The 15004-nt window shown below is 68.9% G+C and carries 9 protein-coding genes and 4 pseudogenes; 9 read left to right on the top strand and 4 right to left on the bottom strand.

The window, feature by feature from the left end:
- Positions 1-31: 31 nt before the first annotated feature.
- Positions 32-2692, top strand: coding sequence for a tetratricopeptide repeat protein (locus tag TSO352_RS34280; protein ID WP_282183869.1), 2661 nt, complete (start codon positions 32-34; stop codon positions 2690-2692).
- Entirely contained in the window at positions 2689-3711 is a 1023-nt protein-coding gene (locus TSO352_RS15895) for a hypothetical protein (RefSeq protein ID WP_109108237.1), read from the top strand. Before TSO352_RS34280 ends, TSO352_RS15895 begins: the two co-directional genes overlap by 4 nt.
- 219 nt (positions 3712-3930) lie before the next feature.
- Here TSO352_RS15895 and TSO352_RS15890 read toward each other — a convergent pair whose 3' ends face one another.
- The 3 genes from TSO352_RS15890 to TSO352_RS15880 form a co-directional block, all read right to left on the bottom strand.
- A complete protein-coding gene (locus TSO352_RS15890) occupies positions 3931-8760 on the bottom strand; it encodes an NAD-glutamate dehydrogenase (RefSeq protein ID WP_109108236.1) in 4830 nt (1609 codons plus the stop codon).
- 362 nt (positions 8761-9122) lie between these two features.
- A complete protein-coding gene (locus TSO352_RS15885; RefSeq protein ID WP_282183872.1) occupies positions 9123-9356 on the bottom strand; it encodes a LysR substrate-binding domain-containing protein in 234 nt (77 codons plus the stop codon).
- A 28-nt stretch (positions 9357-9384) separates the two neighbouring features.
- Positions 9385-9951 (bottom strand): helix-turn-helix domain-containing protein, encoded by a 567-nt coding sequence (locus tag TSO352_RS15880; protein ID WP_282183871.1) that lies wholly within the window; start codon positions 9949-9951, stop codon positions 9385-9387.
- A gap of 62 nt (positions 9952-10013) precedes the next feature.
- Between TSO352_RS15880 and TSO352_RS15875 the strand changes: the two are divergent.
- Positions 10014-10850 (top strand): annotated as a pseudogene (locus TSO352_RS15875) (IS481 family transposase); the annotation flags it as partial.
- 62 nt (positions 10851-10912) lie between these two features.
- Here the strand turns inward: TSO352_RS15875 and TSO352_RS15870 are convergent.
- Positions 10913-11212: pseudogene (locus tag TSO352_RS15870) on the bottom strand (integrase core domain-containing protein); the annotation flags it as partial.
- A gap of 77 nt (positions 11213-11289) precedes the next feature.
- Here TSO352_RS15870 and TSO352_RS15865 point away from each other — a divergent pair.
- The 6 genes and pseudogenes from TSO352_RS15865 to TSO352_RS15845 all read left to right on the top strand — a co-directional run bounded on the left by TSO352_RS15865 (position 11290) and on the right by TSO352_RS15845 (position 14977).
- Positions 11290-12465: a TRAP transporter small permease subunit gene (locus TSO352_RS15865; RefSeq protein ID WP_109108235.1), complete on the top strand. Its 1176-nt coding sequence runs from the start codon at positions 11290-11292 to the stop codon at positions 12463-12465.
- Positions 12466-12468: 3 nt separating this feature from the next.
- Complete coding sequence (locus tag TSO352_RS15860; protein WP_247872129.1) at positions 12469-12972, top strand: TRAP transporter large permease subunit; 504 nt, start codon at positions 12469-12471, stop codon at positions 12970-12972.
- Positions 12927-13115, top strand: a complete 189-nt coding sequence (locus TSO352_RS34000; RefSeq protein WP_247872127.1) for a hypothetical protein — start codon at positions 12927-12929, stop codon at positions 13113-13115. Before TSO352_RS15860 ends, TSO352_RS34000 begins: the two co-directional genes overlap by 46 nt.
- 35 nt (positions 13116-13150) lie before the next feature.
- Positions 13151-13570 (top strand): annotated as a pseudogene (locus tag TSO352_RS15855) (recombinase family protein); the annotation flags it as partial.
- Positions 13564-13983: pseudogene (locus tag TSO352_RS33995) on the top strand (DDE-type integrase/transposase/recombinase); the annotation flags it as partial. The pseudogenes TSO352_RS15855 and TSO352_RS33995, both read left to right, overlap by 7 nt.
- 472 nt (positions 13984-14455) lie before the next feature.
- A complete protein-coding gene (locus TSO352_RS15845; RefSeq protein WP_247872126.1) occupies positions 14456-14977 on the top strand; it encodes a MarR family winged helix-turn-helix transcriptional regulator in 522 nt (173 codons plus the stop codon).
- The last annotated feature ends 27 nt before the right edge of the window (positions 14978-15004 follow it).

Here is a 15004-nt window from a genome sequence, read left to right as displayed (position 1 = left end):
CCGGCCGACCACCAGCGAGCGCGGAAGGCCGATGAAACCGAACCATCGCCCACCGGGGCGCCCACAGGGCAGCGCCGACGCGACGACTCTGCTGAACCGGGCAGTCGCCCATCATCAGAACGGACAGCTGGCGGAAGCCGCAACCCTGTACGAGCAGGTGCTGAAGCGGCTGCCGAAGCAGGCCGACGCGCTGCACCTGTCGGGCCTGATCAAGGCGCAGACGGGGGCGCTGGCGGAGGGGATCGAGCGGATCCGCCTTGCGGTGAAGGCCGACGGACGCCAGCCGCTGTTCCACACCAACCTGGGCCGGCTGCTGGAGGCGGCGGAGCGCTGGGAGGACGCGGCGACGGCCTTCCGCAACGCCGCCCGTCTGACGCCGCTCGACCCGGCGCCGCACCGGATGGAGGCGGCGGCGCGGACGCGGCTGGGCCAGCACGGACCGGCGGCGCGGGCGCTGCTTCGGGCGATGGCGCTGGAACCGGCGGAGGTGGAGTCCGCCGCCGCGTTGGGCGATGCGCTGTACGACGATGGGGCTTTCCTGCCCGCCGCCGCCTGGTACGGCCGGACGGCGGTGCTGGAGCCGCAGCGGGTCCTAGCGGCCTTCAACCGGGGAGCCGCCCTGCGCGATGCCGGCCGGTTGGCGGACGCGGCGAACGCCTTCCGGGCGCTGTCCCTGCGCGCCCCGCTGATGGTGGAGCCGTGGGAACAGCGGATGCAATTGTGCCACCATCTGGGCGAGGGGACGGCGGCGACGGTGGCGGCGCGGACGCTGCTGGCGCTGGTGCCCGGGCATGGCGCGGCGGCCAAGATCCTGGGGGCGCACGCACCGAAGGACACGGGGGAGGATACGGGCTGGCTGGCGCGGGCGGCGGCGCTCGACCCGCTGGCGGAGGATGTGGCGCTGACGCTGGCCGGCCGGCTCTACGCCAGGGGCCGGGTCGCGGCGGCGGAGCGCTGGTACCGCCGTGCGCTGACGGTGGCGCCAGCCGCCGGTCTGGCCCTGTCCGGGCTGGGGTTGGCGCAGGCGACGCTTGGAATGGAGGGGGCGCTGCGGGCGGTGCGGCGCGCGGTGCGGCTGGCGCCCGACGACGCGGCGCTGGCCGCCAACGCCGGATCGGCCTTCCAACTGGCCCGGCAGCCGGAGGCGGCGCTGGTCTGGCACCGCCGGGCGCTGGCCCTGCGGCCGGAGGACGCCGCCGCCTGGGTCAATGTCGGCAGCCACCGGCTCGACGCCAACGCCACGGAGGAGGCGATCCCGCCGCTGGAGCGGGCGTTGCGGCTGGACGACCCGGGCCAGGGGGCGCTGGCCTGGTCCAACCTTGGCGTCGCGCTGATGGCGCTGGGCCGCCATGCCGAGGCGGTGGCCGCCTTCCGCGCCGCGCTGGACCGGGCGCCCGGCGACGCGGCGATCCGCTCCAACATGCTGTTCTGCCTGTGCTTCGACGACGGCGCGGATCCGGCCGCGGTCTTCCGGGAACACCGCCGCTTCGAGGAGCATCTGCCGCGGCCGCCGGCGATGCCGCACGCCGTGGCCGACCCGGATCCGGACCGTCGCCTGCGCGTCGGCTATCTGTCGCCGGACTTCCAGCGCTACCCGGGGCCGGGCTACCATTTCCTGCTGCCGCTGGTCGAGGGGCACGACCGGGCGGCGGTCGAGGTGACGTGCTACCACAACGACCGCAACCGGGATGCGACGACCGAACGCTTCCAGGCGGCGGCGGACCGCTGGCGCGACGTGGCGGCGCTGTCCGACGAGGAGTTCGACCGCCGGATCCGGGCCGACGGCATCGACATCCTGGTCGACGCGGGCGGCCACATGTCGCGCAACCGCATGCCGCTGATGGCGCGGCGGCCGGCGCCGCTGCAGGTCAGCCTGCCGCTCTATCCCAACACCACCGGCTTGAGCGCGATCGATTACCAACTGGCCGACCCGCGTCTGGCGCCGCCGGGCGTCGACGCGCTGCACAGCGAAAAGCTGATCCGGCTGCCCGGCTGCATCCTGTGCTACCGCCCGGCGGAGTCCGGCTTCGCCCCGCCGGACCGGCCGCCGCTGGAGCGCAACGGCGTCGTCACCTTCGGCTCGTTCAACAACGTCACCAAGGTCAACGCCGCGACCATCGCGCTGTGGGCGCGGCTGCTGTCGGCGTTGCCCACGGCGCGGCTGGTGCTGAAATGGCGGGGCCTGGGCAGCGGCGGCGGGCTGGACCGCCGCCTGCTCGACGCCTTCGCCCGCCACGGCGTCGGGGCGGAGCGGCTGGAGCTGCGCGGCATCACTGCCGACCCCTACCAGGATTACACGACCATCGACGTGGCGCTGGATCCCGTCTTCGCCAACGGCGGCACGACGATCTGCGACGCGCTGTGGATGGGGGTGCCGGTGCTCAACCAGGTTGGGCCGACCAAGATCGGGCGCTGGGGCGCGACGCTGCTCGCGGCGGTCGGGCTGGAGGCGCTGGTGACGCACAGCGATGACGATTATCTGGCGCAGGGTGTCCGGCTCGCCACCGACCGCGCGTTCCTTGATGCCCAGCGCGCCGACCTGCGCGGGCGGATGCGGCGGTCGCCGCTGATGGACGAGGCCGGCTATGCCCGCGCGGTGGAGGCCGGCTACCGCAGCGCGTGGCGCCGCCGCTGTGCCGGGCTGCCGCCGGTGGCGATCGATCTCCAGCCGGACGGGGAGGGGAGGGCATGAGCGATCCCATCATCCATGTCTCCTTCCCGATGGCGCCCGACGCCTATCCGACGACGCTGCACTGGCACGCCCAGCTCAGCCGCCATGTGTTCGCCGCGCTGTCGGCCCGCTTCGGCGCGCGGGTGCGCTTCTCGCCCTGGACGGCGCCGTTGGAACCGGCCGGGCGCGACGTGCTGGTGTCCTTCCAGCCGCACCCGGCGCTGACGCGCTGGAAACGCTCGGTGCTGATCGAGAATTCCAACTTCGACGTCGACAAGTGGCGGCACGCCGCCTTCCGCCGCTTCGGCCTGAACGCGCCGACCGACGCGGTGGCGGCGGGGGACGCGGCGCTGCGGCACCAGTACGCGCTGGTGGTGCTGAGCAACGACGTCGCCATCCGCCGGGTCGCCGCCCGCGATCCCCAGGTCGCCGCCTGTTACGACCACATGGCGTCGCTGGCCCGGCACCTGTCGGTGCATCCGCACCCGATCGACAAGGTCGAGTTCTCGCGGCTGGCCACCGGCTTCGCCACGCCGGCCAAGACGCGGATGCTGGTCTACCACGCCGGTCCGCGCAAGAACTCGGCCGAGTTGATCGCCACGCTGCGCGACATCGGCCTGCAGGAAAACAGCGACTTCAGCGTCGCCGCCCATGTGCCGAAGGACCGCGCCGACCTGATGGCCTTCCTGCGCCAGAACTTCCTGGTCGTCGCCAACACCTCCTATTCCGAAACCGGGCCGATCAACATGATCGAGTATCTGCTGTCCGGCTTCGCCGTCTACGGCCATGACGACTGGTGGGACGGGGCGGGCAACCCGCGCTTCACCTGGAGCTACGACCCGGCGGCGCAGGAGACCAACCGCGCCAACCTGCGCCACATCTTTCACGAGCTGGGCCCCGACGGCGTCGCCGCCGAACGCGACCGCGTGCGCACCGCTTTCCTGGAGCGCAGCGACAACGACTGGCCGGCGCTGCTCGGTCCCGTCTGCGCCCATGTCGAGGCGCTGCTGGACAGCGACCATCCCGGACGGGTGGATTGAGGGCGAACGGGCGGGGAGGCAATGCCCGCCAGAGTTGCTTTCGAACAAGAAAATGGGCGGACCCACCCGCTTTCACGGGGTGATCCGCCCAAGGCCAGGAGATACGGCGCCGACGCCCGAACGTGCCTGTAAAGGCGCCGACGCTCCGGGGGCCCCGCCGCGCGACGTTGCGCGGCGGAACCGTCCGAACCGAGCCGTCTCCTATTCCATAAGCCTCCGTCAGCCGGCGATCAGGCCGCGCAGCTGCCGGTTGGCGACCGCCAGCATGGCGAGGTCGACCGCCGGCTGGGCGCGCAGTTCGGCCAGAAGCTGTTCGACGCGGTCCACCACCAGATGGCGGCTGGCGATCCAGGCATCGACCGCCGCGGCCTCGTCGCCCTCGCTTTCCAGCACGCGCACGGTCAGCGCGCTCTGGTGGGCGAACAGGTCGTCGACGATGGCGGCAACCGCCTGGCGCTGCCAGTGGTTGTCGACCTTGGCGCCGCTGGCGCGGTCGCGCAGCCACTCCAGACCGAAGCGGCGGCCCAGCCCGAAGTAGATCGAGGCGACGCCCTCCACCGCGCGGCCGGTGCGCTCGGCGATGCGCACCAGATCCGGGGCGGCGGCCAGCACCGGCAAGGCGGCGATCCGGCGCGCCAACTCCTCCGGCACGCCCTGGCCGGTGGCGTCGGCGACGCGGGCGGCCAGACGGCCGGCCTCCTCGGCGTCGAGGAAGTGGTCGAGACCGGCGGCCAGCGCCTCCACCCCCGGACGGAAGGCGGCGGACTCGCGGCCCAGATCCAGCGGGTGCGGGCTGTGCGCCAGGAACCACGCCACCGCGCGGTCCATCAGCCGCACCGTGTCGAGCACCAGCGCCGTCTGCAGCGCCGCCGGCACCACGTTGTCCAGCGCGTCGATCGCGTCCCACAGCGGGCGGAGCTGGAAGACGTCGCGGACGATGGCGTAGGCGCGGGCGACGTCCGCCGGACCGAGGCCGGTCTTCTCCATCATGTCCTTGACGAAGGTCGGGCCGACCCGGTTGACCAGGCTGTTGGTGACGGAGGTCGCCACGATCTCGCGGTGCAGGCGGTGGCGGAAGATCGCCTCGCGCTGGCCCTCGCGCAGCGGCTGCGGGAAATAGCGCAGCAGGTCCTCGACGGTCGCCGGGTCATCCGGCAGTTCGGAGGCCAGCAGCTCGTCGTACAGCGTGATCTTGGCGTAGGCCAGCAGCACCGCCAGCTCCGGCCGGGTCAGGCCGCGGCGTTCGGCCATGCGCTGGGCCAGCTCCTCGTCGGTCGGCAGATACTCGATGGCGCGGTTCAGCCGGCCGGTTCGCTCCAGGGTGCGGATGAAGCGGGACTGCGCCTCCAGCAGGGCGGGCCCTTGCGCCTCGGCGATGGTCAGCGCGCTGGTCTGGCGGTAGTTGTCGGCCAGGACCAGGGCGGCGACCTCGTCGGTCATGCTGGCCAGCAGGCGGTCGCGCTGCTTCAGGGTCATGTCGCCGCGCGCCATGACGTCGCCCAGCAGGATCTTGATGTTCACCTCATGGTCGGAGGTGTCGACGCCGGCCGAATTGTCGATGGCGTCGGTGTTCAGCCGGACACCCTTGCCGGCCGCTTCGATGCGGCCGCGCTGGGTGACGCCGAGGTTGGCGCCCTCGCCGATCACCTTGGCGCGGATCTGGGCGCCGTCGACGCGCAGCGCGTCGTTGGCCTTGTCGCCCGCCTCGGCGTTGGTTTCGGTCGACGCCTTGATGTAGGTGCCGATGCCGCCGAACCACAGCAGGTCGACCGACGCCGTCAGCAGCCGCCGCATCAGCTCGGACGGCGACAGGTGGTCCTGGTCGATGCCGAACAGCGCCCGCACCTCCGCCGTCAGTTCCACCGTCTTGGCGGAGCGTTCGACGATCATCGCACCCTTCGACAGCGTGGAGCGGTCATAGTCGGCCCAGGAGGAGCGGGGCAGGGCGAACAGCCGGTTGCGCTCCTCCCAGCTCGCCGCCGGATCGGGATCGGGGTCGAGGAAGATGTGGCGGTGGTCGAAGGCGGCCAGCAGCCGGATGTGCTTGGACAGCAGCATGCCGTTGCCGAACACGTCGCCCGACATGTCGCCGACGCCGACCACGGTGAAGTCGGTGGCCTGGATGTCGGTGCCCATCTCGCGGAAATGGCGCTTGACCGATTCCCAGGCGCCGCGGGCGGTGATGCCCATCACCTTGTGGTCGTAGCCGACCGAGCCGCCCGAGGCGAAGGCGTCGCCCAGCCAGAAGCCGTGGTCGATCGACACGCCGTTGGCAATGTCGGAGAAGGTCGCGGTGCCCTTGTCGGCGGCGACCACCAGATAGGGGTCGTCGGCGTCGTGGCGGACGACGTCCTTGGGCGGGACCACCGTGCCGTCGGCGGCGAAGTTGTCGGTGATGTCGAGCAGGCCGCGCATCAGCGTCTTGTAGCACTCGATGCCTTCGGCCAGCGCCGCCTCGCGCCCGGCGCTGGGCGGCGGCGGCCGCTTGACGACGAAGCCGCCCTTGGAGCCCACCGGCACGATGACGGTGTTCTTGACCATCTGGGCCTTCATCAGCCCCAGGATCTCGGTGCGGAAATCCTCGCGCCGGTCGGACCAGCGGATGCCGCCGCGGGCGACCTTGCCGCCGCGCAGGTGGACACCCTCCATGCGCGGGCTGCAGACGAAGACCTCGACCCACGGGCGCGGCAGCGGCAACTCGTCGATGGAGCCGCTGTCGAGCTTGAAGGACAGATGCGGCTTCGGCGCGCCGTCCGGGCCGGTCTGGTAGGCGTTGGTGCGCAGCGTGGCGCGGACCAGGGTGACGAAGCGGCGCAGGATGCGGTCGTCGTCCAGGTTGGTGACGCTGTCCAGCGCGTCGTCGATCGCCGCCAGGATCGGCGCCTCGTCGGCCTTGATGGCGTCCACCCGGTTGGCCGGATCGAAGCGGGCGGCGAACAGACGGGCCAGCAGCCGCGCGGTCTGCGGGTGGGCGGCCAGCGTCGTCTCGATGGTGTCCTGGGCGTAGGCGAAGCGGGCCTGCTTCAGGAACTTGGCGTAGGCGCGCAGGACCGAGACCTCGCGGCCGGCCAGCCCGGCGCGCAGCACCAGCCGGTTGAAGCCGTCATCCTCCATCCGGCCGTGCCAGACGTCGGCGAAGGCGTCCTGGAAGGTCTGCTTGACCTTGACGCAATCGACCGCCGTGCCGGTCTGGGTGCGGGCGGCGAAGTCGTGGATCCACACCGCCGGCGTGCCGTCGGCCGGCCGCACCTCATAGGGCTGCTCGGTGATGACCTTCAGGTCCATGTGCTCCAGCATCGGCAGCACGTCGGACAGCGGCACCGGCCGGCCCTGGTGGTAGATCTTGACGTGCAGCTCGTCGCCGTCCGCCTCCAGCGGGTGGAACAGCACGATGCCGAGGCGCTGTTCGGCCAGCGCCCGCTCGATGCGGTCGATGTCGTGGACCGCGGTTTCGGCGGTGAAGGCCTCGCGGTAGCCGGCGGGGAAGGCGTCGGCGTAGCGGCGCAGGCGGGCGTTGCCGATCTCCTCGCCGTGCGCCTCGATCAGCGCGTCGCGCAGGCGGTCGGCCCAGCTGCGCGAGATCTGGACGAGCCGGGCCTCCAGCTCCTCGATGTCGACGGTGGGGACGCGGCCCTGCTCGGTCTTCACCGTCAGGTGCAGGCGGGCGAGCGCGCTGTCGGACAGCTGGGTGAAGGTCGAGGCGCAGGTGCCCTGGAACGCCGTTTCCAGCATCGCCTGGATCTTGCGGCGCAGCGCGGTGTCGTAGCGGTCGCGCGGCACGAAGACCAGGGCGGAGACGAAGCGTTCGAACGGGTCGCGGCGGACGAACAGGGCGAGGCGCTGGCGTTCCTGCAGATGCAGGATGCCGAGCGCGGTCTCGTACAGCTCGTCCGACGGGGTCTGGAACAGCTCGTCGCGCGGGTAGGTCTCCAGGATGTTCAGCAGGGCCTTGCCGTCATGGCCCTGCGGGTCGAAGCCGGCGCGGCCCATGACGCGGGCGACCTTGCGGCGCAGGAACGGGATTTCGCGCGGGCTGCGGTTGTAGGCGCCCGACGTGAACAGCCCGACCGCCAGCGTGCCGCCCACCACGTTGCCTTGGTCGTCGAAGCGCTTGACCAGCAGCGCGTCGAGCGGGACGGAGCGGTGCACGGTGGCCTGCCGGGTGCCCTTGGTCACCAGCAGCGCGCGGGGCTGGTGCAGGAAGGCGCGGATTTCGGCGGGCAGGATGGCGGCGTGGCCATGCTCGTCGAACACGGTGGTTTCCGGGTCGCGCAGCACGCCCAGCCCGCTGCCGTCGACCAGCTCCAGCCACGGTTCCGTCCGGTCGTCGCCCATGGTGGCGATGTACTGGCGGCTGCCGAGCAGCGTCATGTTGCCGTCGTCGACCCAGGCCAGGAAGTCGGCGGCCTCGTGCGATTCCTCGCTGTCGGGGGCGTGGGCGATGTCGTCGCGGGCGGCGCGGATGCGTGCCCGCATCGGGCTCCAGTCCTCCACCGCGGCGCGGACGTCGCGCAGGATGCGCTCGATCCCCTCGCGCAGCCGGGCCTGGGCGGCCGGATCCGACAGCGGGTCGATCGAGCAGTGCATGAAGGATTCGTCGCGCGCGCCTGCCTGCTCTTCACCCGGCTCCAGCAGTTCGACGATGCGGCCGTCGGCGTCGCGCACCACCCGGGTGACCGGGTGGATCACCAGATGGACGGTGACGCCCTGCCGGTTCAGCTCCGCCGTGACGGAATCGACCAGGAAGGGCATGTCGTCGTTGACGATCTCCACGACCGAACGGTCGGACTGCCAGCCATGCTCGTCCAGCCGGGGCGCGTAGACGCGCACCTTGGCGGTTCCGGGCTGCCGCTGCTGCCCCCATTGCCACATCGCCAGCGCCGCGCCGTAGAGCTGTTCCGGCGTGGCGCGCAGCAGGTCGTCGGGGGGCACGTTGGCGTAGAAGCGCTTCACGAAGCGCTCCGCCCGCGCGTTCGGAACCCGGCTGCGCACCAGTTCGGCCAGTTGCTGCCGCAAGTCGCCCGCCAGATCCTTCGTCGCCGTCCGCATGATAGTGCTCGACTCCCTCTCGGTTTTCTTTGATTGGTAGTACCATCGTAAAACCGACAATTCGACGGCAAATAAACGGCAGGACTTCTGACTAAACGGAGAATCCTGCGCCTTTGGGGTATTTCGCCATAGATTCGGACAACCCAGTCACATAACCGCCGAATCTGTGCAAATGGCGTTGACATTCCACCGCACGGACGGAGCGCGACAAAGCGGCGCCGCGCCGATTCGCCACAGTGCGAACCGCCGGAACCTGCCCGAAGCCGGGGGTATGTCGACTCGGCGCCCGCTGATGACGGCAACGCGGTGTCGCGGCCGGTCGCCCGGTGCCGGACCCGCCAAATAAACGGCAGTGTCGCTGACTAGACGGCGTTTTCCGCCGCGGCGGGGGCGTTTTCCGAAAGATTCTCGACAAGATGGCGGGCATGGGCGGGCAGATCGTCGAAGCGGCGGGCACACAGCATCAACAGGCGCGGTGCCCAGGCGTCGCGCAGCGGCATCACCCGGATGGTGCCGCTGTCGAGCGCGCGCATGGCCGCGGTTTCCGGGACGACGCCGACCCCCACCCCGCGTTCGACCAGACGGCAGAGCGCCACCAAACCGGGGCAAGATCAACGGGTGGCCTCATCGATCCGCTGCAACAGCGTCGGTTTTCGGCAATGGGAGACATCCGTATCCCGAATGTTCCGGCTGCATCCGCGCCCTGGCTGCTTTCAGGTCGCGGGCCGGCGGCAGCCGGAACATTCGGCCATAGTCGCGCGTGAACTGAGTGACACTTTCATACCCGACCGCATAGGCGGCACTGCCGATCGGTTCACCGTCCGCCAGCATCATCCGGCGCGCTTCAATCAATCTCAACTGCTTCTGATATTGGAGCGGCGTCAGGGAAGTCACGGACTTGAAGTGCTCATGAAAGGTGGAGGGGCTCATGCCGGCCACCTCGGCCAGATGTTCCACCCTGAGCGGTCGGGCGAAGCCGTCACGAATGACGGCGACCGCCCGCGCCACCCGGCGTGCGTGGCTGTTGGTGACGCCCAGGCTGCGGATGGCTCCCCCGTGCCGCCCCGCAAGCAACCAGTAATGCAGTTCGCGAAGCAGCTGCGGCTGCAGGATCGGCATCGAGGCCGGCCTGTCGAGCAGCCGCAGCAATCGCAGGGTGGAGTCGACCACCTCCGTCTCTGTCGGATAAATGCTAGATGTTTAGTCCCGGCATTTGATGGTGCACCCTACCTGCAGGAATGGAGGGATGCACTATGGGCCAAGTACTCCATGGGAGCGCCACGACGACAGAGGCGATCCGTCGAGCGATACAACATAGTCAAGAGAGCCTGAGGTCTCTGGCCAAACGCTACGGGATCAACCCGAAGACGATTGCCAAGTGGAAAGCGCGGCCCACGGTAACCGACAAGAAGACTGGTCCCAAGGCACCTCGTTCGACGGTGCTGTCGGTGGAAGAAGAGGCAGTCATCGTCGCTTTCCGGCGCTATACCCTGCTGCCGCTCGATGACTGCCTCTATGCCCTGCAGCCGACAATCCCCCACCTGACGCGGTCTTCACTGCACCGCTGCCTGCAGCGCCATGGCATTGCCCGCCTGCCTGATGTCGAAGGAGACAAGCCGGTCCGCAGGAAGTTCAAGGCCTATCCCATCGGCTTCTTCCATATCGACATCGCCGAGGTTCGGACCGAACAAGGCAAGTTGCACATGTTCGTCGCCATTGATCGAACGTCGAAGTTCGCCTTTGTCGAGCTGCATGAGACGGCGACGACAGCGACCTCCAGGGACTTCCTGCTGCGCCTGATCGCTGCCGTTCCGTACAAGATCCACACGGTGCTCACTGACAACGGCATCCAGTTCACCACACCGGGCGGCGGCGGATCGGCCGTCCCCCTGATCAAGGAGTCCATCGCCAAGGGCGAGCGCTTCCGGGCCCATGCCTTCGAACTTGCCTGTGCGCGTCATGACATCGACCACCGCACGACCAAGCCCAAGCACCCGTGGACCAACGGCCAGGTCGAGCGCATGAACCGCACCCTCAAGGACGCCACGGTCAAGCGCTTCTACTACGAAAGCCACGACCAGCTCCGGCAACTGAGGTGGTCCCCGTTTCCCGGACAGTTTGGCGGCTGGAATAAGCTTGGTTCAGGTTCCTGCTATGCCGCCAATCTGATCCGGTCCAGTGTGCCCTCATAGGCCTCTGCCGGGGTTCTGCCGCCGAGCGCCGAGTGCGGGCGTTCGGCGTTGTAGTAATCGATCCAGCGGCCGATCCGGGCTCTGGCCTCGCTGCCCGTTTCGAAGGCATGGAGGTAGACGCACTCGTATTTCAGTGATCGCCACAGCCGTTCGATGAAGACGTTGTCCATCCACCGGCCGTGCCGCGCCATCGCCTCCTCGATGGCCTCAATGCAGAACTCGACGTCCATGGTGTTCGACAGACGCCAGCTTAGGGTCCGGACCCTAGTCCTGGATCGGCGGGGCGCCCGAACCGGGCGCCCTTTCCTTTGCGGCTCTCCCCATCAAGGACGGCGCCATGCCCGGTCTCGGTTTCGTCATGCCGCACTGGCTCTATTGGGCCGGTCTGCTGCTGTTTCCCCTGTTCGCCCTGCTCATGGTGCGCCGCGAACTGGCGCGCGGCGGGTCCTCCAGGGTGTCCCTGCCCGTCGCCTACCTGTTCCTGCTGTGCGGCGGCTTCGCCGGCCTTCATCGGCTGTATCTGAAAAGCCTGCTCGGCCTGCTGTTTCTTCCGCTGCTGGCCGGGATCATCTACGGCAACACCCAGGTGCGCGACATGCGCGAGACGCTGTCGACCGCGCGGGCCGACGCGCAGTCGCTGGAGCGCGTCGTCCACCGCGAGGAGGCCGCCGTCGCCCGCAAACGGTCGGGCGCCCAGGAGCGGCTGGACAAGGCCGCCGCGCAGCTGGCCCAGGCGCAGGGCGTCCTGGCCGGCGTGCAGGAACGGTCCGACCGCTGGCATCGGGCCACCGGCATCGTCGCGCTGGTCATGCTCGGCGGGCTGCTGGTCGATGCGGTGCTGCTGCCCGGCCTCGTCCGCCGGACCCGCGCCCGTGAAAGTGCCGGGGGCCAGCCCGACCTCGCCCCTCCGGTGGTGCTGCCGGAGGAGGACCGGCCTGACCATCCGGGCCGGCGGGTCGCCAACCGTCCGCTGTCCCGCGCCATCGACCGCATCAACCTGTGGGTCGGGCAGTTCGTCGCCTCCTGGACGGTGATCGCCGTCTTCGTCTACTACTACGAGGTCGTCGCCTGGTTCCTGTTCAACTCGCCGACCAACTGGGCGCATGAGAGCATGTTCCTGATGTTCGGCATGCAGTATCTGTTGTGCGGCGCCTACGCCTTGCGCACCGAAAGCCATGTGCGGGTCGACGTCTTTTACGTGAAGATGCCGCCGCGGGCACGGGCGGCGGCCGACGTCCTGACCTCGTTCTTCTTTTTCGCCTTTTCGGTGACGCTGCTGGCCACCGGTTGGCGTTTCGCCGCCGACGCGGTGGCGGTCGGCGAGACCTCCTTCTCGGAATGGGGAATCCAGTACTGGATCGTCAAGCTGTCGATCCCGGTCGGCGCCGTCCTGCTGCTGTTGCAGGGGCTTACCCACCTGCTGCGCGACGTCGATCTGGCGCTGGGCCGTGCGGCGGAGCCGGCAACCGGAGGCGCCGGCACGTCCGGCGACGCGCACGAGGAAAGGGCTTGAACCATGGCGTTGCCGATCACGATCGAACTTCTGACCGTCCTGATGTTCGGGTCCCTGGTGGTGGTGCTGCTGGCCGGGCTGCCGATGGCCTTCGTCACCGGCGGGCTGGCCAGCGTCTTCCTGTTCCTGTTCGCCGACACGGCGATGCTGAACATGCTGCCGTCGCGCGTCTTCCCCTTCATGACCGACTATCAGCTGTCGGCGATTCCGCTGTTCATCTTCATGGCGGCGATGCTGGAACGTGCCGGCATCATCGAGGACCTGTTCGAGGTCATCCACACCTTCATCGGCCGCATCCACGGCGGCTTGGCGTCGGCGACGGTCATCGCCTGCACCGTGCTCGCGGCCATGGTCGGCGTGGTCGGGGCCACCGAGGTCACGATGGGGATGATCGCCCTGCCGGCGTCGCCTCGGAGGACACGCCGTTGTGGTAGGGCATCATCTTCATGGTCAACATGCAGATGGCGTTTCTCAGCCCACCCTTCGGCTATTCGCTGTTCTACCTGAAAAGCGTGACCCCGCCGCAGATCAGCATGGCGATGATCTTCCGGTCGGCGGTGCCCTTTCTCGGCCTGCAGGCGTTCGGGGTATTCCTGTGCATCCTGTTCCCCGGCATCGTCCTGTGGCTTCCCCGCCTGGTCTATGGCTGACGTGGCGGCTGCTCCGGCGGCGGAAGTTGACGGCCATCAAGGAAGCGTGGACCGACAGGGAGGTGATAGCGGGTTCGGAAAGTTGTCCTGGCGCGAGAGCTGACGGAACCCTGGCGGCGGCTATCGCTTTCGCACGGGCCGGCGACAGTCTGGCGGTCTGGAAGCTGGACCGTCTCGGCCGATCTCTTCCGCACCTGATCGAAACGGTGAACCAGCTGGAGGTTCGCGGTGTGGGCTTCCGCTCTCTGACCAAGGCGATCGACACAACCACCCCCGGCGGTCGGCTGGTGTTCCACATCTTCGGTGCTCTCGGCCAGTTCGAGCGTGAGCTGATCCGGGAACGGACCCGTGCCGGTTTAGCCGCTGCCGTCGCCCGTGGCCGGAAGGGCGGGCGCAGGCCGGTGGTAGCAGAGGATAAGCTCCGCCGGGCAAAGGCGCTCCTCGCCCACGGTGTGCCGTCGACACGCATGGCAACCCCATCGACTTCTACCTCTCTCCCACGCGATACCGCCGCCAAGCGCTTCCTGTCCAAGGCGCTGAACGGTCTGAAGGCGTGGGAGACGCCAACGGTCATCAACACCGACAAGGCGCCAACTTATGGGCCGGCCTTGGCGGAGCTGAAGCCGCTGATCCGCCCGTTGCGGGTCTCCAAGACCCTCAAGACGGCTTGTGCGCGACGATCAAGGGCTTTGAGGTGATGCGGGCGCTCCGCAAAGGCCAGGCGTCCAGCTTCAACATCACCCGTGACATACCGGGCGAGGCGCGCCTTGTCGAACGGACCTTCGACGTTGGACCCTGCGTGCCCGCCGAGGCTGTGCAGTTCATCAGCCGGCAGCTTGAACTTCAGGCAGCGCAGCATTGGCAGTGATGCCGATGCCCATCATCACGCGCCAATACGAAAAGTTTGCAACAGAGCCATCCCGTACCTCGCTGCGCCAACGCTACGCTTCGACATCAGGGTTCGCCACGAATGTCGACATGACGCGCAGGCGGCGGGCGCCACCCACATCGGATCGCGCGCTCCGGCCGGCTCGCCAGGAGAAATCGTTTTGCTCCCAACAGTAGGGAGTCAAACTATCTTGCAGACGAACAAACCTGATGCTACGCTCCGCTCACAATGAAGCAGGGGGACCCTGCGCTGTGCCACCTCACCGGTGGTGCGTAGGGAGGCAGAGGACATGATCCATCGCATGGACTGTCCTTGCCGGGCTGCGTGGGGCCTGCGTGTTTGGCGCGCGGAATCCCTTTACCCGCATTCTTTCAGGGTGCGGGAGGACACATCTCATCGAAGCAGGTTCACAGGCGCTTCACGCAAGCGGCGCACAGGGGAGGAATCTGTTATGGCGGAACGCGGCACGCGCCCCAGGCCGGAGCCTGACGACATTGAAACCACGGGTTCACCCGCCGACGGCGAGGTGTGGCTGGGGATGCTCGGTGACTTCATCGGCTTTCATCTGCGGTTGGCGCAGGAAGCCTCGTATCAGGCGTTCTTCCAGCGCATCGCGCGGGATGAGGGACTGGAGGGGCTGAACATCAAGCCCGGACACCTGACCTTCATGGCGCTGATCGCCGAAAACCCCGGCATCACCCAGACGGCACTGAGCCGAGGCTGCGGCCGCGACAAGTCCAGCCTGACCCCGATGGTCGAGGATTTCGTCCGGCGCGGCTACGTGAAGAAGCGCCGCCTGCTCAACGACCGGCGCAGCTACGCCCTTACCCTTACCCCGGCGGGGGAGGAGCTGAGCCGTACGCTGTCCGCCCACGCCCGGGCGCACGACGACGAGCTGGACCGCATTGTCGGCATCGACGCCAAGCCCGAGCTCATCCGCCTGCTGCGCCGCATCAAGATGTCCCTGGGCTGACCTCCCCGGCAAAGACCGGGCAAAATG

Source organism: Azospirillum sp. TSO35-2, assembly GCF_003116095.1.
Classification (GTDB): Bacteria; Pseudomonadota; Alphaproteobacteria; order Azospirillales; family Azospirillaceae; genus Azospirillum.
This window is presented reverse-complemented; position numbering and strand designations above follow the sequence as displayed.

Coding starts and splice junctions, on each gene's coding strand:
- TSO352_RS34280 (WP_282183869.1), top strand. CDS start 32: ATGAAACCGAACCATCGCCCACCGGGGCGCCCACAGGGCAGCGCCGAC.
- TSO352_RS15895 (WP_109108237.1), top strand. CDS start 2,689: ATGAGCGATCCCATCATCCATGTCTCCTTCCCGATGGCGCCCGACGCC.
- TSO352_RS15890 (WP_109108236.1), bottom strand. CDS start 8,760: ATGCGGACGGCGACGAAGGATCTGGCGGGCGACTTGCGGCAGCAACTG.
- TSO352_RS15865 (WP_109108235.1), top strand. CDS start 11,290: ATGCCCGGTCTCGGTTTCGTCATGCCGCACTGGCTCTATTGGGCCGGT.
- TSO352_RS15860 (WP_247872129.1), top strand. CDS start 12,469: ATGGCGTTGCCGATCACGATCGAACTTCTGACCGTCCTGATGTTCGGG.
- TSO352_RS34000 (WP_247872127.1), top strand. CDS start 12,927: ATGGCGTTTCTCAGCCCACCCTTCGGCTATTCGCTGTTCTACCTGAAA.
- TSO352_RS15845 (WP_247872126.1), top strand. CDS start 14,456: ATGGCGGAACGCGGCACGCGCCCCAGGCCGGAGCCTGACGACATTGAA.